Origin of the sequence: Xinfangfangia pollutisoli, assembly GCF_020179405.1 — a bacterium.
Taxonomy (GTDB): domain Bacteria; phylum Pseudomonadota; class Alphaproteobacteria; order Rhodobacterales; family Rhodobacteraceae; genus Pseudogemmobacter; species Pseudogemmobacter pollutisoli.
This window is the reverse complement of the sequence record NZ_JAICBZ010000001.1, coordinates 22,958-42,831: the sequence shown is the minus strand read 5'-3', so window position 1 is coordinate 42,831 and position 19,874 is coordinate 22,958. Positions and strand designations below refer to the sequence as shown.

The window sequence follows — 19,874 nt, the reverse complement described above, 5'->3', positions numbered from 1 at the left end:
GACCCACGGCCTTCGGGCCAAGATCTGAACGTCGAGAGGGGTGGCGCGACGGCAGTCCCCGACAAGATCGACGTGATGATCCCGATGCGCGATGGCGTCCGGCTTGCCACGACCGTATTCGTGCCCAAGGAGGGCCGTGGCCCCTGGCCTGTCCTGCTTGAGCGCACGCCCTATGGCCGATTGGGCCTGCGTCAGGGCGAGAAGCGGGCGGGTGCCGAAAAGGCCCCGGAAGCGCAGGATATCGCGCGGCAGTTCTGCGCGCTGGGGTTCGCTGTGGCCGTTCAGGACTGCAGGGGCCGATACGACTCGGAGGGGCATTTCCGGAAATACATCAGCGAGGCCGAAGACAGCTTTGACACGATCCGTGCCCTCACGGAGATGCAGTTCTGCGACGGGCGGATTGCCAGCTACGGCCAGTCGTATTCGGCGCTCGTGCAGACGGCGGTGGGCCCGCTGAATCCGCCGGGGCTGGCGGCACAGGTTATTGATTCCGGCGGATTCTCCAATGCGTGGCGCAATGGCGTGCGTCAAAATGGTGTCGTCGAGATGAAGCAGGCGGTCTGGCTTTTCCGCGAGGCCGCGCAATCGCCTGCGGCCCTTGCAGATCCGGCGCTGCGCAACGCGCTGCTGGCCGAAGATTTCCAGGCCTGGCTTGGCCGCACGCCCTGGACCAGGGCGCATTCGCCTTTGTCCGCGGATCCCGACTATGAGGCCGCACTGCTTGAGCTTTTCGACCCCAAGGCCGCGACGACGGATTGGTCCAGCCTCGCCCTTGCGACCGAGGCGCATTACGACCGTTATGCGCCTGTGCCGATACTTTTCATGTCGTCGTGGTACGATCCCTATGCGCGCTCGATCAGCGAGCTGTATTGCGGTCTCAAGGATCGCCAGCCCTGCCAGATCGTCCTGGGACCCTGGACCCATTGCGATCACAATTCGTCGGTCTCGGGCGACGTGGATTTCGGGCCGCAGGCTCAGCTCGATTCCTGGGCGGGAAGCTGGGTCGACTATCGGGCGCGGTTCTTCCAGGCCGCCATGCAGGGCAGATCCCCTGATGCCCCGACCGCCCGGTTTTTCCTCATGGGCGGGGGCAGCGGCAGGAAGACGGCGCAGGGTCGGCTGGATCACGGGGGGCAATGGGTTGTCGCGGCAGACTGGCCGGTGCCGGGGACCGAATCCAGGACACTGTACCTGGCTGAAGGCTCGGCGCTTGCGGAACAGGGTCCGGCCGGACCCGTGTCGCGCAGCTTCCCCTATGATCTGAAGTCGCCCGTGCCGACCCTGGGTGGAGATTTCTCAAGCTTCAGCCCCTATCTGGAAGCCGGTTCCTTTGACCAGGTCCAGCCCGACAACGCGGCGCATTGCCCGACGCCCGGACAAAGGCTTGCCGACCGGCAGGACATCTGCGTCTTCCGCACCGCCCCGCTGACCGAGGACATCGCGGTCGCGGGCTGCGTGGACTATGATCTGAGGATCTCGACCGATGGCGGTGATACGGACATCACGCTCAAGCTGATTGACGAATATCCCGCCGGCCCAGACTACCCCGAGGGCTATGCCATGCTTCTGGGGGACACGATCCTGCGGCTCAGCCACAACGTGCCGGAAGGGCAAGAGGTTACCGGAAGAGTGGTTTCCGTGGCGGGCACCCTGTGCTGGACTGCAAACAGGTTTGCGGCCGGGCATCGCCTGCGGCTGGACATCTCGTCGTCAAACTTCCCCAAGTTCGAACTTAACCATGCGGCCGTCCGAGACGGTGGCAAGGGCATCACCAACGTCCTGCATCTTGGGGCCGAGACGGGTGGCTGCCGGCTTACGCTTCCGATCCTGGCAAAGGATATCTGGTCATGACGCAAGCGGTCATCTTAAGGATCCTTCAATCGATCGGCGTCATCCTGGTGATGACCGTGATCGTCTTCATCGGCCTGCATGCGATCGGCAACCCGGTCGACGTGCTGATTCCGTCGGATGCAGACCAGATCGAACGCGCCAGGGCCGTCGAGGCGCTTGGTTTGGACAAGCCCCTCTGGCAGCAGTATTTCTACTTCCTGCAGGGGATCCTGCACGGCGATCTGGGGCGCAGCTTCGTGTCGGGCGAACCGGCGCTGGAGCTGATCATGAAGCGCCTGCCCGCCACGCTGGAACTGGCGATCAGCGCCGTCGTCCTGGCGCTTCTGATCGGGGTTCCGCTGGGGCTGATGGCGGGCATCTATCCCAAATCGCTGGCCTCGCGCCTGTCCGTCGGGTTGAGCGTGCTGGGCTTTTCGGTCCCGGCGTTCTGGATCGCGATCATGATGATCATCGTCTTCGCGGTGAATCTTGGCTGGCTTCCCAGCTCGGGGCGCGGCGATACGGTGCGGGTTCTTGGCGTCGAATGGTCGTTTCTGACACTGGACGGCCTGCGCCACCTGCTTCTGCCCGCGCTGAGCCTGAGCATCTACAAGATGTCGCTTGTCTTCCGCCTGGTCCGTGCGGGAGCCATCGAGATTTCCAGGGCAGAATACATCCGCTTTGCGCGCGCCAAGGGCCTGGGGCGACGGCGGATCGTCATGGTTCATGTCCTGAAGAACATCCTGATCCCGGTGATCACCATCGTCGGACTTGAGCTTGGCGGCACAATCGCCTTTGCCGTGGTCACCGAGACGATCTTTGCATGGCCGGGCACGGGCAGCTTGATCATCAAGTCGATCAGCGTGCTCGATCGGCCGGTCATCGTCGCCTATCTGATCGTGATCGCGCTGCTTTTCGTCACGATCAACCTTCTGACAGATCTCGCATATCTCATTCTGGATCCCAGAATCAGGGAGAAGATGGCATGAGCGACCAAACCCCCGTCCCGCCGATTGTCGTGTCGCGGCCCGCGGTCTGGCTGGCCTGGATCACGGAAAGCCCAGCCATGGCCGCGGGCAGTGCGATCCTGATGCTGGTCATCGGGATGGCCATTCTGGCCCCGCTGATTTCGCCGCAGGACCCTTACGACCTTCTCAGCCTTTCGCTGTTCGACACCAAGCTTCCGCCGGGAAGCCAGTCTTACGACGGCAGCACCAGCTACTTGCTGGGAACGGACGGCCAGGGGCGCGACATCCTGTCGGGCATCCTTTACGGGCTCAGGATATCCCTGATCGTCGGCTTCGGCTCGGCGCTGATCGCCGGGGCGATCGGAACGATCGTGGGCATCGTTGCCGCATATTTCGGGGGCTGGGTCGAAGCGCTGATCATGCGCCTTGTCGACCTGCAGCTGTCCTTTCCCGCAATCCTGGTGGCGCTGATGCTGCTTGCCTTTCTGGGCAAGGGGGTGGGGAATGTGGTGCTGGCCCTGGTGATTGTGGAATGGGCCGGCTATGCGCGCACCGCGCGCAGCGCTGCCCTGGTCGAACTGGGGAAGGACTATCTGACCGCTGCGAAGGTTTCGCTGCTGCCGGTGCGCAGGATCATCTTCGTGCATCTTCTGCCGAATTGCCTGCCGCCGCTGATCGTGCTGCTGACCATCCAGGTTGCGCGGGCAATTTCGCTTGAAGCGACGCTGAGCTTCCTGGGTGTCGGGGTCAAGGCGACAGAGCCTTCGCTGGGCATGCTGATTGCCAGCGGGTTTTCCTACATCCTCTCGGGCACTTACTGGATCACGCTTTTCCCCGGCATCGCGCTTGTCGTCACAGTCGTGGCCGTGAACCTGATCGGCGATCACCTGCGCGTCGCGCTGAACCCCAAACTCAGGGCATGAGCATGGACATGCAGGACACCACAACCCTCAGGGTGCGCGATCTTAACATCTGGCTTGGTGACCGCGCGCAGCGCCGGGCGATCATCGAGGATGTCAGCCTCGACATCCGCGCGGGCGAAGTGCTGTGCCTTGTCGGCGAATCCGGATCCGGCAAGACCCTGACCGGGCTTGCCATCATGGGAATGCTTGAGGGCGGGATCAATTTCGCTGGCGAGGTTCTGTTCGGCGGCCAGAACCTGCTGGCTCTGGACGAAACGGCGATGCAGCGGGTGCGCGGCAACCGGCTGGCGATGATCTTCCAGGACCCGATGATGACGCTGAACCCGGTTCTTCGCGTCGGGACGCAGGTGGCCGAGACCATCCGGGCGCATCGCAGGGTGTCCTGGGCAGAGGCCTGGCGCGAGGGATGCGAGGCATTGCGCCTTGTGGGCATCCCCTCGCCCGAAGAGCGGATGCGCTGCTATCCGCACGAATTTTCCGGCGGCATGCGGCAACGGGTGGCGATCGCCATCGCCTTTCTGCACCGCCCCGATCTGATCATTGCCGACGAGCCGACGACCGCGCTTGACGTCACGACCCAGAGCCAGATCCTGGCCCAGGTCCAGGATCTGAGCGCAAAGTTCGGAACGGCCTTTCTGTGGGTCACGCATGACCTTGCCCTTGCCGCGGGCCTCGCCGACCGCATCGCGGTCATGTACGCCGGCAAGATCGTCGAAACGGGCACCTGCTTCGAGGTGCTCAGCACGCCGCGGCACCCCTATACGAAGGGTCTGCTGAACTCGGTCCCGACGGCGTTGGAAAAAGGTGCGCGGCTGGCGCAGATCCCCGGCGCCATCCCCAGCCCCGGATCGATTCCGTCGGGCTGCCGCTTCCTGCCCCGCTGTAACCGCAGCACGGCGCAATGCGCAACCGACCCCGTCACCGACCAGACCAAGAGCCATCAATTCCGGTGCTGGCACCCGTTGGAGGTTTCTGCATGACCCAGGATCTTATGACGTTCCATGACGTGGATCGCACCTTCAGCCGGTCGAAGGGCCTGATTGCCCGTTCGGTTGATTTCGTGAAAGGCAGGCAGACGGAAACGCAGGGGGTAAAGGCCCTTTCCGGCATCAATCTTGCGCTGCGGGCGGGGCAAATGACCGGGCTTGTCGGCGAATCCGGTTGTGGCAAGACGACCTTGGGGCGGATCGCTGGCGGGCTGCTGGAACCGACTGCGGGGCATATCACCAGGAACGGCAAACGGCTTGAACAGCTTGACCGCGAAGAGGCGCGCCGCATCCGTCTGAAGACCCAGATTGTGTTCCAGGACCCCTATGCCTCGCTGAATCCGCGGATGCGCATTCGCAGCCTGATCGGCGAGGCGCCGCGGGTGCATCGCTATGTCTCGGCGGACCAGCTTGACGCCTATGTCCGCCGCTATGCCCAGATGGCCGGCGTGGCGGAGGGGCATCTTGACCGGTATCCGCACCAGCTTTCGGGCGGACAAAGGCAGCGGGTGTGCATTGCCCGTGCCCTGGCGATGCAGCCTGACATGGTGGTCTTCGACGAGGCCGTCTCGGCGCTTGATGTCTCGGTCCAGGCGCAGATCCTGAATCTTCTGGCCGATCTTCAGGCTGATCTGAAGCTGACCAGCCTGTTCATCAGTCACGATCTGGGGGTCGTGCGGCACATCGCTGACCAGGTCGTGGTGATGTATCTGGGCGAAATCGTCGAACAGGCGCCTGCCGCGCAGCTGTTCGACCATGCGGCTCATCCCTACACGCGGGCGCTGATCGCCGAGATGCCCAAGCCGAAACCCGTAAAACGGCGGTTCGCGGGGATCGCGGGCGAGGTTCCAAGCCCCCTGAACCCGCCCAGCGGCTGCCGGTTTCATACCCGCTGCCCCCAGGTGATGGAGGTCTGCAAGAAACTGAAGCCCGCGGCTCAAAGCCTTGGGCCCGGCCATACGGTCGCCTGCCATCTGTTCTCGGGGCAGGCCGGCCAGCGCAGCATTGCTACAGGAGAGGTCGCATGACGATACAGGCCAAGATCGCGGCAAACCCGGAGGGGCCGATCCGTCTGCGGGACATGGGGTCGTTCTATGTCGGTGGCCGCAAGGTGCAGGTGACCGGAAAGCCTTCGCGCGAGGTCTTGTTCAGCCCGCAGGGAACGCCGGTCACCATCGACCCGAACGGAACCTACTGGGTCGAGCAGATGTATGTGCAGTATTTCCTGCCGGAAGGTTCAGACGACTGTCTGCCACTGCTGCTTTGGCATGGGGGCGGAAGCACCGGCGCAACCTGGGAAACCACGCCGGACGGGCGGGACGGTTGGCTGAACATCTTCCTGCGGCTTGGCTGGCCGGTCTATTGCTCGGATGCGGTCGAGCGCGGGCGTTCAGGTTGGCCCTGTCCGCCGCTTGAGATCTGGGGCGAAGAACCCAGTCGCGCCTCCTTCCAGGATGTCGTGAACCGGATGCGCGCCGGCCCGGTCGCACAGACGCCGCAAGGCGGGCTTGCCGGTGGGCCAGAATGCCAATTCCCTTTCGACCATTTCGACGGGTTCATGAAGGGAAATGTCCCGCGCTGGATCGGCACGGACCGGGCGGTGTTGCAGGGCTATCTTGATCTGGTTGACCGCATCGGCCCCTGCATCGTGATCGCGACAAGCCAGGGCGCCTCGTTTGCCTGCCGCACCGCTGAAGCGCGCCCCGATCTTGTGCGTGGCCTCGTGCTGGCCGAGCCCGCCCAGTCGGGCAGCGGCAACCCCCTGCCGGAAGGCTTCCGCACGCCCATGCTCGGGCTTTTCGGCGACTATATCGAAACCGATCCCCGCTGGATGCGCAATCGCGACGCCTGCCGCGCCTATGCCGAGGCAATCCGCGAGAAGGGCGCAAAGTCCGAGGTGATCGACCTGCCATCCATCGGCCTTCACGGCAACACCCACTGCATGCCGTGCGAACGGAACAACAAGGACGTCGCGCAGATCATACATCGTTGGCTGAAGGAGAATGTGCAGCCCTGAACGGGCGGGACGGGCCCCCGACCCAATGGGTCAAATCGGCCCAACTGATGCAAGAAACGGAATTATTGCCTGATAAATGCGTCGCAACGGGTCGCTCTGGCAGGTGCGACATCGGCCACAGCACCAGACGAACACCAAAACGGAGGAGGAGAGACATGAAAACCAAACGCATCCTGGCGACGGCGACATGCGCCGCGTTTTTCGCCAGCACCGCGACGGGCCTTTGGGCGCAGGATCTGACCATCGGCCGGCTGACCGAACAATCGTCGATCGACCCGCATTTCAACAACGCCGGCAATGACCAGCCGTCAAAGCACATGACCTTCGAGTCGCTGGTCACGCCGAATTCCAAGTTCGAGATCGTTCCCGAACTGGCCGAAAGCTGGGAGAACGTCGACCCGAACACCTGGATTGTCCACCTGCGCAAGGACGTGAAATTCCACAACGGCGATAGGCTGACTGCGGCGGATGTCGTGTTCTCGCTTGACCGCTCGGTCAATGTGCCGAATTCCCCGTCCTCTTATTTCCGGCTGAGGGGTGACATCACCGTCGAGGCGGTGGACGATCTGACTGTCAAGATCGTGACCAAAGAGCCGTGGCCGGCCGCGATCGAAAGCGTCGGGCGGATTCCGATCGTGAACAAAGCCGTTGCGGAAAGCGCAACCACCGAGGATTTCAACGCTGGCAAGGCGGCGATCGGGACCGGACCCTACAAGTTCGTGTCCTGGGCCCGTGGCGACAATGTCAAGTTTGAGCGTTTCGATGACTATTGGGGCGGGCTGCCGGAATGGGAGCATGTCACCATGCGTTTCATCCCCAACGAAGCCTCGCGCGTGGCGGCGCTGCTGAGTGGCGACGTGGATTTCATCGATGGGGTCTCTCCGAACGACATCGATCGGATCAACGGGTCGGGCAGTGCGAAAGTGTGGTCCGTTCCCACCGTTCGCATCGTGTATCTGCAGTTCGACCAGCGCGACCGCGAAAGCCCCTTCGTCAAGGACAAGTCCGGCAAGCTGCTGAACCCCAACCCGCTGATGGATTCCCGCGTGCGGCTTGCCCTGTCCAAACTGGTCGACCGCCAGCTGCTGGTCGACCGCGTGGCGGGTGGCGGCGAACCGGCAAGCCAGCTCGTGCAAGCGGGTATCTGCGGGTACAATCCTGACATCCCCGAGGCCGAGCGCGACGTCGAGGGCGCCAAGGCGCTGCTGACCGAAGCGGGATATCCGGACGGTTTCGCGATCACGATCCACTCTTCCAACGACCGTTTTGCCAAGGACGCGGATGTCGCGCTGGCTGTCGCGCAGATGTGGGCGCAGGGCGGTATCCAGATCGACGATGTCAACGCGCTGGCCTTCGCGAATTTCACCGCCAACGCGACCAAGGGCGAATACAGCGTGATGGAATATTCCTACGCGGGCACTTTCCCTTCGGCTGAAGATTATCTGAAGTCGATGCTCGGCACCTATGACGCCGACCGGGGGATCGGCGGGGTCAATCGCGGCCGTTATTCCTCAGCCAAGTTCGATGAGGCGCTTGGCAAATCGCTGCTCGCTTTTGACCGCGACGAAAAATGCGCCCTGATGTCCGAGGCCATGAAGATCGGCATGGAGGAGACCGGCGTCCTCCCGCTTTATTTTCTGCAGTCGAACTGGGCGACCGCCGGGAATGTCAGCTTCGAGCCCGCGATCAACGATGACTGGGATATCCGCTACATCCATCCGTAAAGGCGGGGTGACCCCGACTTTCGAAATGCAGAACGGCGCGCGTTTAAGACGCGCGCCGTTTCATTTATGTCGTACCGAACAGCTGTTCACCGATGCTTGCCGCCCTGACAGATGGACGGCGTGCTGCATGTCATTCCACTTGCAAATGCGCGAAGGCTTGCGCCGGTCAGGTCTGGCCCCGCCTTGTCACCGCCGCGGCGCTTAGCCCGGTTCGGCCGCCGCCCGCGCCGCTTCGCGCAGCGCAAAACTCAGGCGGTTCAGCGCGCGTCTGGCGCTGGTGGCCTGATAGGGCAGGCGCGGATCGCCGTCCTGCAGCCCGGCAAGCTGCTGAACGGGCAGCAGCACCGGCCAGGCCGGCTGGGCAAGCGCCGGATCATGGGCAAAGCGGTCGCCGCGCGTGTAATCCATCGGCACCAGCGCCCGCGATACCCGCACCAGCGCCGCATTCACCCGCTGCCTCTGCGCCCCGTCGGTCGCGGCCTCGGCCCGGGCGGCCAGCCCGTCCAGCGCCGCGGAGAAGCGGGCCAGATGATCCTGCGCCTCGTGCAGGTCCAGCCGGTCGCCCAGCCTGGTGGCCAGACGGTCAAGATGTTGGCCCAGCTCGGCGGCATGCAGGCGATAGTCCAGCGGCAGAAGCGGCCGCAGCAGCAATTCCGCCACCACCCGCAGATAGACCTGCGTGTCGCGCCGCAGGTTCTGCGGGTCGATCTTGTCCAGCGTGTCATGCGCGGTGTGCCACCACCAGCCCAGCTTCGGCGCGCCATGCTTGTCGCCGGTGCCGGGGTTCTGGTGGCTCAGGCTGTTGAAGACCGACGGGATGCCGATCCCCCAGAAGGATTCGTCGCCCGCCCGGCCATGCCGGACGCCCTCATAGATCTGGCCCGCATGGTCGCGGATCGCCAGCTGCGCGATGGCCCGCAACTCGGCTGACGAACCCGAGCCGGTCAGGACATTGGCCCCCATGCCGCCGGTGGAATCGACATTCACATGCGCGACGCAGCGCCGCTCCAGCTCGTCCCAGCGATTGTCGGCATACCAGGTCGAGCCGGAATAGCGCCCATGCGAATGGCCGGACCAGAAGGCGATGCGCAGGCTGCGCTGCCACAGGGGCCGGCAGCCGGCCAGGATGCGTGCCGTCTCGATCATCGTGGCATTGGCGCTGCCATTGTCCATCACGCCTTCATACCAGGTGTCGTGATGGCCCGAGAACAGCACGAAGGGCCCCTCGGCCGCGGCGCCGTCGCAGTCCATATCGGCAATCAGGATCGGGGTCTTGCGCCAGCCCTCGTCGATTTCGGCAAAGAGCGTGGCCTCCAGACCCGGCATCGCCGCCAGCCTGTCGGCAAGCCGCGCGCCCTCTTCCCGGCCGATGGTGACGACCACGGTCTGCGGCATCTCGCCCAGCGTTTCCGCCGAGGGGCTGCCCCAGACCGGCGAGACGCACATTTCATGGCGCTGGTCATCGTCGGAAATGTGGATCTGCCCAAGCGCCCCCGCGCGCGAGGCACGGTCTGCCATCGCGGGTGTCGCAAGGCCGCGCACCACCACGATCTTGCCCGCAACATCGCTGCGCGCGAAATCCGCCGCGGTCCCGGCGCCCAGATCCACCATCGGCGCCGTCACGCCATCGGGCCCCGAGGGCCGCGCCGCGGAATGGGTGATCGCGTCGATGGTTTCGCCGCCTATCCGGCAGAAGGCCTTGCCCGGCAGGCTGATGAAGGCATCATGGCTGAGAAGCTGGGTGCGAAAGCCAAGCGCATCCATTTCCGCGCGCAGGATCGCAAGGCTTTCAAGCTCTTCGCGGCTGCCCGACAGTTTCTGGAAATGCTGAATCCGCTTCAGGAAATCCAGCATGTTTTCCGCGGAAACCTGGTCGGTCAGGGCGCGGCTGTTTCCGGTATCTGGCACGTTCGAACCCTTGATCTCTGTGGGCCGGGGCTCGTGCGGGCGGCGAACCTCGGATCTGTGGCGCGGCCGTCCAAACGTCTCCGCCGACGGCTGAAACCGCGGTCGGGGCGCGGTGTTCCGTCTTGGCCTATCGCATGGTTTGGTTCGGCAGACAAGAAATATCGTATCAATGTACAAACCGACTTTCCTCTCTTGGCGATCCGGCCTATGCAGGAGTCCTCACCGCAACGCACCGTCGGCCGGCGCGATCCGCTTTGCCTTCCGGCCCGGCCAAGCGCATTGGAGACAGGAATGTCACAGGACCCCGCAGCCTCGCTTTCCGGGATCGTCACCCGGCTGACCGCGACATTCGTCGATGTCAGCGACCGGATCTGGGACTTTGCCGAGACCCGCTTTGACGAGCTGCGCTCGGCTGCCCTGCAGGCCGAGACGCTGGAGAAGCTGGGCTTTGCGGTGACGCGCGACGTGGCCGGCATGGCGACGGCCTTTGTCGCCGAAAAGGGCAGCGACGGCCCGGTGATCGCCTTTCTGGGCGAATTCGACGCGCTTGCGAACATGAGCCAGGCGGCCGATGTCGCCGCGCCCAGCGTGCCGGTTCCGGGCGGCAATGGCCATGGCTGCGGGCACAATCTACTGGGGGCCGGGGCGATGCTGGCCGCGGCAAGCCTGGCTGAAACCGTGGCGCAGATGGGCCTGACGGCGCGGATCCGCTATTACGGCTGCCCGGCCGAGGAAGGCGGGGCGGGCAAGGCCTTCATGGTGCGCGCCGGTCTGTTCGACGATGTGGATCTGGCCTTCACCTGGCACCCCGCGCCGTTCTGCGGGGTGCGGTCCACCGAAAATCTGGCCGTGGCCGGGATGAATTACCGCTTCTTCGGCAAATCCGCCCATGCCTCGAACGCGCCGCATCTGGGGCGCAGCGCGCTGGATGCGCTGGAGCTGATGAATATCGGCGTGAATTTCCTGCGCGAGCATATCCCCTCGGATTGCCGGGTGCATTACGCGATCACCGATGCCGGAGGCTCGGCGCCGAATGTGGTGCAATCGACGGCGGCGGCGCATTACTACATCCGCAGCCCGCGCCTGTCCGACCTGCCCGACCTGATCGCGCGGGTGGACAGGATCGCCGCGGGCGCCGCGATGATGACCGACACCACCACGGAAAACGAATTCGTCAGCGCCAGTGCGAACCTTATTCCCAGCCATACGCTTGAGAACGCGCTGCACCAGTCGATCCTGGCGATCGGCCCGGTGCCCTTCGACAAGGCCGATTTCGACTTTGCCCAGCAGATCCGCGAAACCCTGACCCCGGAAATGGTGGAAAGCTCGCTGCGGCTTTACAACGTCAAGGGCGATGCGGTGCTGAACCGGATCGGCACCGAGACGGTGCTGCACAATGGCATTCTGGCCTTTGACGGCACCACGCATTTCCGCGCCGGATCGACCGATGTCGGCGATGTCAGCTGGGTCGTGCCGACCGCGCAGATCTGGATGCCGGTCTGGGCGGTGGGCACGCCGGTTCACAGCTGGCAGGTCGTGGCCCAGGGCAAAAGCGCGGGCGCGCATAAGTCCATGGCCCATGCCGGGCATGCGATGGCACGGGCGGGACTGGAGGCGATCCTCAATCCGGGCCTGATCGCGGCGGCCAAGGCGGAACTTGCCGACCGCAAGGGCGGGCATGGCTACAAGACGCTGATCCCCGATGCCGTCCTGCCGCCGCGCCCCGGCCAGGCCGCGCACTAACCTTGCCAGATCGAACGGAGCATATGTCGATGAAAGCTGCCTGGTACGAAAAGACCGGCCCCGCCGCCGAGGTGATGATCGTCGGCGAGATGGAAACCCCCGCGCCCGGGCCCAACCAGGTTCTGGTGCGGATCCATGCCTCGGGCGGCAACCCGCATGACACCAAGGCGCGCTCGGGCTGGACCGGCCGGCCGCTTTTCGCGCCCAAGGTGATCCCGCATGCCGATGGCGCGGGCTTCATCGAGAAGGTCGGGCCCGGCGTGCCTGCAAGCCGGATCGGCGAAAGGGTCTGGACCTTCCGCGCCGATGTGGCCCGGGCCGGGGGCGGTACGGCGGCCGAATATGCGGTGGTGAATGCCGCCTATGCCGTGCCGATGGGCGACAAGACACCGATGGCGCTTGGCGCCTCGCTTGGGGTGCCGGCGATCACCGCCCATACCGCGGTGCTGCGCGATGGCAGCGTGGCGGGGCAATGGATCCTGATCCATGCCGGCGCCGGGGCGGTGGGACAGTTCGCGATCCAGTTCGCGCGGTGGAGCGGCGCGCGCGTCATCGCCTCGGCCAGCGACGAGGCCAAGGCGCAGATCGCCCGGGCCCGCGGCGCCGACGTGGTCTTTGACTACCGCGACGCGGATTTCGCCGAAAAGGTGCTTGAGACGACCGGCGGCCAAGGCGTCGACCGCATCGTCGAGGTGGATTTCGGCGCGAACCTTGCCAACAATATCAAGGTCATGCGGATGAACGGGGTGATCGCCAGCTATTCCTCGACCCGGGCGCCGCACCCGGTCATCGACTATTACGCCATGGCATCGAAGGGCATCACCCTGCATATGGTGCAGGGCAAGTACCTGTCCGAGGACCGCCGGATGGCGGCGCGGCGCGACATCTCGGCCCTGCTGGACCGCGGCCAGCTGATGGCGCCCGAACCCATCGTCTATGCGCTGGACGATATCGTGGCCGCCGAAGAGCGGATCGAGGCCGGCGCTGGCGTCAACAAGGTGATCGTCGCCGTGCGCGACCTTGACGCCTGAGGGCCGGCGCCCGGATCCGCGATCCGGGCCCGCCCTAGCCGGCAAGCATGGCGTTCTGCAGCGCGCCTTCGCATTTTCGCGCGGCTTCGATGGCCAGCGCCGCCAGTTCCTCCATCCGCGTGTCCGAAACGCGCGAGGCGGGGGCAGCGATTATAAAGGCGGCGACCACCTCGTCATGGCTGTCGCGCACCGGCGCGCCGACCGAGACGGCGTCGGGGTCGGTCTCGCCGCGGCTGATGCAATAGCCGGTGTCGACGATCTGCTGCAATTGCGCGGTCAGGGCGGCGGGGCTGATCTTGGTGGCATCGGTGAATTTCTTCAGCGGGGCGGAAAACACGTTGCGGCGCACCCGGTCGGGCGCGAAGGCCAGCAGGATCTTGCTGGAGCCGACATGCAGCGGGTTGCGGCTGCCCAGCACGCAATGGAAGCGCACGATCCGGTCCGGCTCGGCGAAGTGCTGGCAGACGCTTTCCAGCCCGACGCGGGTGCGGATCTGCACCGTCTCATTGGTCTTGGCGACATATTCCTGCACGATCGGCGCGAAGATCGCGGCCAGGTCGATCTGGTTCTTCGCCTGTTCGCCCAGCTGATGCGCCCGCTTGCCCAGATGGTATTGCGCATCATTGCCGGTTCGGACCACGAAACCGCTTGTCTCCATCGTCTGAAGAAGGCGGAAGGTTCGCGGCTTTGAATATCCCGACAGACGGGCAAGATCGGACAGGCCCTGTCCGGGATTCTCGGCCACAAGCATCAGGAGTTCAAGGGCGCTTTCAACGGCAGAAACGTTGTAACTGCTCTTCTTTGACGCACTTTCGGCCAGCATTTTGGCTCTCCCTGGGTTCGTGTCCCCTTAGCCCTACCGTGCCACAGCCCGATGCGCCAGCCCTGCCGGCGGGGGCGTCCGCGCGGCGCCCGGTCGCGCAGCTTTGCGGAATTCGGGGAGTAGACAAATATATGTGGTTCATACTATGATGTGACAAGTATCGTATAGCGAACCGAACCAAAGACAGAACAGATCCGCCCGCAGAAGGCAGAAGGTTCGGAACATCGCCTGCGACATCGCCCAACAAGGAGAATACGGATGGGATTGCGAACGGTTTTGAGAGGGGTGCTGGCCTCGCTCGTGCTTGCGACCGCGACGGTCGATGCCTCGGCGCAGACGCTGGTCTATGGGCGCGGCCAGGATTCGGCGGTGCTGGACCCGGCAATGGCGACCTCAAGCGAGGATTTCAAGATCGCCGACTGGGTGTTCGACGGGCTGGTGCGGTTCGACGGGCCGACGACCAAGGTCATTCCCGCGCTGGCGGAAAGCTGGGAACGGTCGGAAGACGGGCTGGTCTGGACCTTCCATCTGCGTCAGGGCGTGGCCTTCCATGACGGTACGCCCTTCACCGCCGAAGCGGTCAAGGTGTCGTTCGAGCGCCAGTTCATCGAAACCCATCCCAGCTACACCAACCGTTTCATCCGCTGGAAAAGCAAGCTGGGCGACCTGACCCAGATCGAGGCGGTCGATGACCACACGGTCAAGCTGCATTTCTCGGTCGCGCAGCCGGCGCTGCTGTACAATCTGGCGATCTATCCGGCCTATATCGTCAGCCCCGCCGCCATCGCCGCGAACCCCGAGGCGCTGAACGACCATCCGGTCGGCACCGGCCCGTTCAAATTCGTGCGCTGGGAAAAGCAGGACATCATCGAACTGGTCCGCAATGACGATTACTGGGGCGAAGTGCCGAAGATCGAGCGTCTGATCGTGCGGGTCATTCCCGAAAACGACGTGCGCATCCTGGCCCTGCAGAAGGGCGAGGTGCATCTGATCGACGATGTGCCGTTCAACCGCATCAACGATCTGGATGCGACGGACGAGGTGAATGTCGATCTGGTGAATTCGGTCGGCTTCTCAAGCCTGTTCATCAATACCGAACACGGCCCGCTGCAGGATGTGCGGGTGCGCAAGGCGCTGCAGATGGCGATCAACCGCGAGCGGCTTTACAAGATCTCGTTCTTCGGCATCGGCGCGCTGGACCAGCAGGTGATGACCAAGGGCGAAATCGGCCATGTCGACGGGCTGGCCGAATATCCCTACGATCCCGCGGCCGCCAAGGCGCTGCTGGCCGAAGCGGGCTATCCCGACGGGTTCAGCCTGACCTTCATGTCCTTCTCGAATGCGCGGCCCTATTTCCCCTCGCCCACCGATGGCGTGGCGATCATCCAGGCCGATCTGAAGGCGGTCGGCATCGACGCCAAGGTCGAGATGGTCACCTGGGCCGATTGGCTGACCCGCCGCGGATCGGGCGATTTCGACATCACCGTCGGCGGCTGGACGGCCTCGACCGTCGATCCCGAGGGCGTCTTCTATCCGATGTTCCATTCGCGCTTCATCGATTCGGGCAATGTGGGGCGTCTGCGCAACGACAAGCTGGATGCACTGCTCGATGCCGCCCGCAACACCTATGACGATGCGCAGCGGCAGGAAGATTACGGCGCGGCGATGCAGATCCTGGCGGACGAAGCCGTCGCGGTCTTCCTGGCCCATCCGGTCTACAGCCTTGGCATGTCGTCCAAAGTGTCGAACGTCTACCGCAACCCGGCCAATCAGGTGTACCTGAACGCGGCCACTCTGGCCGAGTAAGGCCGGTCGCGGGCGCGCGGCCCGCAAGGCCGCCGCGCGCAGAAGCCTGGGCAAAAGCCTGGGCAGAAGTCTGGATCGTGGGCGGATCAGCCAGGACCGCCCACGCGCTGATCACAAGGACGACGACGTGACCCCCGGACAGCTGAACGGCGCAATGCCGACAGGTCAGAGCCTTCTGGCCATCAGGGATCTTGATCTCTTTTTCGACACCCGGCAGGGGCCCGTTCAGGCGCTGGCCGGGGTGACCCTTGACCTTGCCCCCGGCGAAAGCCTGGGCATCGTGGGCGAAACCGGCAGCGGCAAAAGCATGACCGCGCGCGCGGTCATGGGCCTGCTGCCGAAAAGCGGCCGGATCTCGGGCGGGTCGATCCGCCTGAAGGGGCAGGAGCTGACGGGGCTGTCGGCGCGGGCGCTGCGGGCGATCCGCGGCCGGCAGGTCGCGATGGTCTTCCAAGAGGCCAAGCGGGCGCTGAACCCGGTGAAGACCATCGGCAGCCAGATCATGGAAGCCGCGCGAGCCCGGGACGGGGTGACGAAAGCCCAGGCCTGGGAGCGGTGCCTGACGCAGCTGGCGCGGGTCGGCCTGCCCGATCCCGACCGGGTGATGCGCAGCTATTCCTTCGAACTGTCGGGCGGCATGGCGCAGCGGGTGATGATCGCGATCGCCACGGTCGCCGGGGCCGAGCTGATCATCGCCGACGAGCCGACCGCGGCGCTGGATGTCTCGATCCAGGCCCAGATCCTGGATCTGCTGAACCAGCTGCGGTCGGATCTGGGCACGGCGCTGGTCATGATCACCCACGATCTTGGCGTCGCGGCCGAGAATTGCGACCGCATCGCCGTCATGTATCTGGGTCAGATCGTCGAGATCGCACCGGCCGACCGCCTGTTTCAAGATCCGCGCCACCCCTATACCTGCGCACTGATCGCCGCGCTTCCCTCGCCCGAGCAGCGCGGCCGCCCGATCGGCGAGGTGCGGCGCGTCGCCCCCCCGCCAAAGGGCTATGCCTATGCCGACCGCCGGCTGGGCCGGGGCGGGGTCAACCCGGACAAGGCGCAGATGATCGAGGTGGCGGAAGGGCATTTCGTGGCCTGCCAGCAGCCCCTGCCGGGGGCGCAGGCCGCGGACGGGGGCAGGGAATGAACGACATGTCAGACAAGACCCCTCGGGCGGCGCAGGCGGACGGAGACCTTGCCGTCACCGGACTGAGCGTCAGCTTTCCGGTGCGCGGCGGCGGGCTGTTGCCGTTTCTGCGTGGCAAGGAACGTGCGGCGGTCCGGGCCGTGCAGGATGTGACCTTGGCTGTGCGCCGCGGCGAGATGGTCGGCGTCGCGGGGGAATCGGGCAGCGGCAAAAGCACGCTTGCCCGGGCCTTCGTGCAGCTGCAGGCCCCGACGGGCGGCCGCGTGACGCTGGGCGGCCAGCCGGTCAGCAGCCTTGACCCGCTGGCCTTCCGCGAACAGGTCCAGATGGTGTTCCAGGACCCCTACAATTCGCTAAATCCGCGACGGAAAGTCGGCACGATCATCACGGATTCGCTGGTTGTCCACAAGCGCGGCACTCCGGCCGAGCGGCGGGCGCAGGCGCTGGAAATGCTGGACCGGGTGCATCTGACGCCGGCGCATTTCGACCGCTATCCGCACGAGTTGTCGGGGGGCCAGCGCCAGCGCGTGGCGATTGCCCGGGCGCTGATCCTGAACCCGAAATTCCTGATCCTGGACGAGCCGACCTCGGCGCTGGACGTGTCGGTTCAGGCCAAGGTCATCGACCTGATCCAGGAACTGGAACGCGACCTGAACCTGGGCAGCCTGTTCATCACCCACGATCTGAACCTCATCGGCTATCTGACCGATCGGGTTGCGGTGATGTATATGGGCCGGATCGTCGAAAGCGGCGCGGTCGAGACGATCTGGGCCAACCCGCTGCACCCCTATACACGGGCGCTGATGGAAGCGACGCCCAGCCACAAATCGGTGCGGGGCAAGACACGGGCGTTGCTGAAGGGCGAGATCCCGTCAAATGTGAACCTGCCCAGGGGCTGCGCCTTCCACACCCGCTGCCCCAGGCGCATCCCCGGGATCTGCGACACCGCACTGCCGCTGCCGCAGACCGTCGAGGGAAGAACGGTCGCCTGCCATCTGTACAACGATCTTCCCGGCGCAGCGCCCTTTGCCGCCGGACCAGGCGAGGAGCCTGCCGCATGAGCAATTCCCATTCCGTTCTGGCGAAGATCGGCAAACGCTTCGTCAATTCCGCCTTCGTGCTGCTTGTGCTGACGGTGGTGGTCTTCGCCGCCATGCGCGCGATCCCCGGCGATCCGGTGGAAACCATCGTCGGCGTCGAGGCCGTGTCCGAGGAAACCCTGGCCGCGCTGCGCAAGGAGATGGGGCTGGATCAGTCCTATGTGGTGCAATATTTCACCTGGCTGGGCAATCTGCTGCAGGGCGATATGGGCCAAAGCCTGCAGAACCACGAGCCGGTGCTGCCGATCCTGCTGGACCGGTTGAAGGCCACGGCGGAACTTGCCTTTCTGGGCGTGCTGATCGGGGCCGTGGTCGGCGTCGCGGCGGGCACCATCGCCGGCATGACGCGCGGGTCCTTCTTCGACACGCTGGTGATGTTCGTCACGCTTTCGGGCATCTCGATCCCGGTCTTCTGGTTCGGCACCATCCTGATCGTCGTCTTCTCGGTCTATTTCGACATCTTCCCGACCGGCGGCATGATCTCATACGAAGTGTCGCTGACCCATGTGACCGGGTTCAAGCTGCTGGACAGTCTGCTGACGCTGAACGGCGCGGCCTTCCTGAACGTGCTGTCGCATATCGTGCTGCCGGCGATCACCCTGTCGACGGCGCCCGCCGCGCTGATTGCGCGCACGACGCGGGCCAGCGTGCTGGAGACGATCAACGAAGACTATGTGAATGCCGCCCTGGCGCGCGGACTTAGCTTTCCGGCGGTGGTGATGCGGCATGTGATGCGCAATGCGATGATCCCGGTCGTCACCATCCTTGGGCTTGAGATCGGGGTCTATCTGGGCGGCTCGATCGTCACCGAAACCCTGTTCTCCTGGCCGGGACTGGGGCGGCATCTGATGCAGGCCATTCTTGCGCATGACTATCCGGTCGTGCAGGGCGCGATCATCTTCTACGCGGTGATCATCGTCTTCATCAATCTGATCGTCGACATCTCTTACGGCATCATCGACCCGAGGGTTCACGCATGAGCATCCCGTTGAACGCCGCCCCCGGCGCCGAACTCCCGAAATCCGGCCGGCTTTCCCGGCTTCGTGCCGGGCTGGCGCTGGTGGTCGAGAACCGCAGCGCGCTGGTCGGCCTGGTCTGTGTCAGCCTGCTTTTGCTGGTGGCGCTGTTCGCGCCGCTGATCGCCCCCTACGAGGTGGATGCCTTCACCGATGGCGTGCTGGAAGGGCCCAGCTGGATGCATCCTTTCGGCATCGACCAGATCGGCCGCGACGTGTTTTCGCGGGTGGTCGAGGGCACGCGGATCTCGCTTGCCGTGGGGCTTCTGGCGGTGACGATCTCGCTGGTGGCGGGCACGATCATCGGGCTTCTGGCCGGCTATTACGGCGGCATGGTGGACAGCGTGCTGATGCGGGCGATGGATATCGTTCTGGCGTTGCCCTATGTGCTGATGGCGGTGCTGATCGCCGCGATCCTGGGGCCGTCGCTGCAAAACGGGATCATCGCGATCGGGCTGGTGCGCATTCCGCGCTTTGCCCGCGTGGTGCGGGGCGCCACGATGTCGGTGGCGCAGCTGCAATATGTCGAGGCCGCGCGCAGCATCGGCGCATCGGACTTCCGCATCATCCTGCACGAGATCCTGCCCAATATCCTGGGGCCGCTGATCGTGTATTTCACCCTGTCGCTGGGCGATGCGATCCTGGCCGCGGCGGTGCTGAGTTTTCTGGGCCTGGGCGCGCAGCCGCCGATGCCGGAATGGGGCGCCATGCTGAACGAGGCGCAGCGCTATCTGACGACGCACCCTTTCCTGTCGGTCTTCCCGGGGATCTTCATCTTCGTCACCGTCCTGTCGTTCAACCTGCTGGGCGACGGGCTGCGCGACGTGCTGGACCCGAAGTCGCGCCGCTAGGCGA

Annotated in this window: 16 protein-coding genes and 1 pseudogene; 14 read left to right on the top strand and 3 right to left on the bottom strand. The window is 64.8% G+C overall.

All coding sequences use genetic code 11. The features are described from left to right. Window positions 1-75: 75 nt before the first annotated feature. From K1Y73_RS00175 to K1Y73_RS00145, 7 genes are all read left to right on the top strand, one after another. Window positions 76-1,851: a CocE/NonD family hydrolase gene (locus K1Y73_RS00175; RefSeq protein ID WP_225025884.1), complete on the top strand. Its 1,776-nt coding sequence runs from the start codon at window positions 76-78 to the stop codon at window positions 1,849-1,851. Continuing rightward, the gene (locus K1Y73_RS00170) at window positions 1,848-2,819 is read left to right on the top strand and encodes an ABC transporter permease (protein WP_225025883.1); all 972 of its coding nucleotides are present in this window, start codon (window positions 1,848-1,850) and stop codon (window positions 2,817-2,819) included. Before K1Y73_RS00175 ends, K1Y73_RS00170 begins: the two co-directional genes overlap by 4 nt. Then, complete coding sequence (locus K1Y73_RS00165) at window positions 2,816-3,721, top strand: ABC transporter permease (protein WP_225025882.1); 906 nt, start codon at window positions 2,816-2,818, stop codon at window positions 3,719-3,721. Before K1Y73_RS00170 ends, K1Y73_RS00165 begins: the two co-directional genes overlap by 4 nt. A gap of 8 nt (window positions 3,722-3,729) precedes the next feature. Then, complete coding sequence (locus tag K1Y73_RS00160; protein WP_225025881.1) at window positions 3,730-4,701, top strand: ABC transporter ATP-binding protein; 972 nt, start codon at window positions 3,730-3,732, stop codon at window positions 4,699-4,701. Continuing rightward, on the top strand, window positions 4,698-5,735 hold the full coding sequence (locus K1Y73_RS00155) for an ABC transporter ATP-binding protein (RefSeq protein WP_225025880.1): 1,038 nt from the start codon (window positions 4,698-4,700) through the stop codon (window positions 5,733-5,735). The genes K1Y73_RS00160 and K1Y73_RS00155 overlap by 4 nt, the downstream gene beginning before the upstream one ends. Further along, complete coding sequence (locus K1Y73_RS00150; RefSeq protein ID WP_225025879.1) at window positions 5,732-6,724, top strand: alpha/beta hydrolase family protein; 993 nt, start codon at window positions 5,732-5,734, stop codon at window positions 6,722-6,724. Before K1Y73_RS00155 ends, K1Y73_RS00150 begins: the two co-directional genes overlap by 4 nt. Before the next feature lie 155 nt (window positions 6,725-6,879). Then, window positions 6,880-8,448, top strand: a complete 1,569-nt coding sequence (locus K1Y73_RS00145) for an ABC transporter substrate-binding protein (RefSeq protein WP_225025878.1) — start codon at window positions 6,880-6,882, stop codon at window positions 8,446-8,448. Window positions 8,449-8,649: 201 nt separating this feature from the next. Here K1Y73_RS00145 and K1Y73_RS00140 read toward each other — a convergent pair whose 3' ends face one another. After that, complete coding sequence (locus K1Y73_RS00140) at window positions 8,650-10,356, bottom strand: M28 family peptidase (protein ID WP_225025877.1); 1,707 nt, start codon at window positions 10,354-10,356, stop codon at window positions 8,650-8,652. 291 nt (window positions 10,357-10,647) lie between these two features. On the opposite strand from K1Y73_RS00140, the gene K1Y73_RS00135 reads away from it, so the two are divergent. Both K1Y73_RS00135 and K1Y73_RS00130 read left to right on the top strand, forming a co-directional pair. Then, a complete protein-coding gene (locus tag K1Y73_RS00135; RefSeq protein ID WP_225025876.1) occupies window positions 10,648-12,099 on the top strand; it encodes an amidohydrolase in 1,452 nt (483 codons plus the stop codon). Window positions 12,100-12,122: 23 nt separating this feature from the next. After that, window positions 12,123-13,130, top strand: coding sequence for an NADPH:quinone reductase (locus tag K1Y73_RS00130; protein ID WP_225025875.1), 1,008 nt, complete (start codon window positions 12,123-12,125; stop codon window positions 13,128-13,130). 34 nt (window positions 13,131-13,164) lie between these two features. Here K1Y73_RS00130 and K1Y73_RS00125 read toward each other — a convergent pair whose 3' ends face one another. Together K1Y73_RS00125 and K1Y73_RS22150 are read right to left on the bottom strand one after the other, a co-directional pair. Continuing rightward, a complete protein-coding gene (locus K1Y73_RS00125; RefSeq protein WP_318248203.1) occupies window positions 13,165-13,770 on the bottom strand; it encodes an IclR family transcriptional regulator in 606 nt (201 codons plus the stop codon). Beyond that, window positions 13,771-13,953, bottom strand: a pseudogene (locus tag K1Y73_RS22150) (helix-turn-helix domain-containing protein); the annotation flags it as partial. Between the two features lie 258 nt (window positions 13,954-14,211). Here K1Y73_RS22150 and K1Y73_RS00120 point away from each other — a divergent pair. The 5 genes from K1Y73_RS00120 to K1Y73_RS00100 all read left to right on the top strand — a co-directional run bounded on the left by K1Y73_RS00120 (window position 14,212) and on the right by K1Y73_RS00100 (window position 19,870). Further along, window positions 14,212-15,759, top strand: a complete 1,548-nt coding sequence (locus tag K1Y73_RS00120; protein ID WP_225025873.1) for an ABC transporter substrate-binding protein — start codon at window positions 14,212-14,214, stop codon at window positions 15,757-15,759. Window positions 15,760-15,886: 127 nt separating this feature from the next. Further along, window positions 15,887-16,903, top strand: coding sequence for an ABC transporter ATP-binding protein (locus K1Y73_RS00115; protein ID WP_225025872.1), 1,017 nt, complete (start codon window positions 15,887-15,889; stop codon window positions 16,901-16,903). Continuing rightward, window positions 16,900-17,964: an ABC transporter ATP-binding protein gene (locus K1Y73_RS00110; RefSeq protein ID WP_225025871.1), complete on the top strand. Its 1,065-nt coding sequence runs from the start codon at window positions 16,900-16,902 to the stop codon at window positions 17,962-17,964. The genes K1Y73_RS00115 and K1Y73_RS00110 overlap by 4 nt, the downstream gene beginning before the upstream one ends. Then, window positions 17,961-18,983, top strand: coding sequence for an ABC transporter permease (locus K1Y73_RS00105; protein WP_225025870.1), 1,023 nt, complete (start codon window positions 17,961-17,963; stop codon window positions 18,981-18,983). Before K1Y73_RS00110 ends, K1Y73_RS00105 begins: the two co-directional genes overlap by 4 nt. Beyond that, window positions 18,980-19,870: an ABC transporter permease gene (locus K1Y73_RS00100; protein ID WP_225025869.1), complete on the top strand. Its 891-nt coding sequence runs from the start codon at window positions 18,980-18,982 to the stop codon at window positions 19,868-19,870. Before K1Y73_RS00105 ends, K1Y73_RS00100 begins: the two co-directional genes overlap by 4 nt. Window positions 19,871-19,874: the final 4 nt, after the last annotated feature.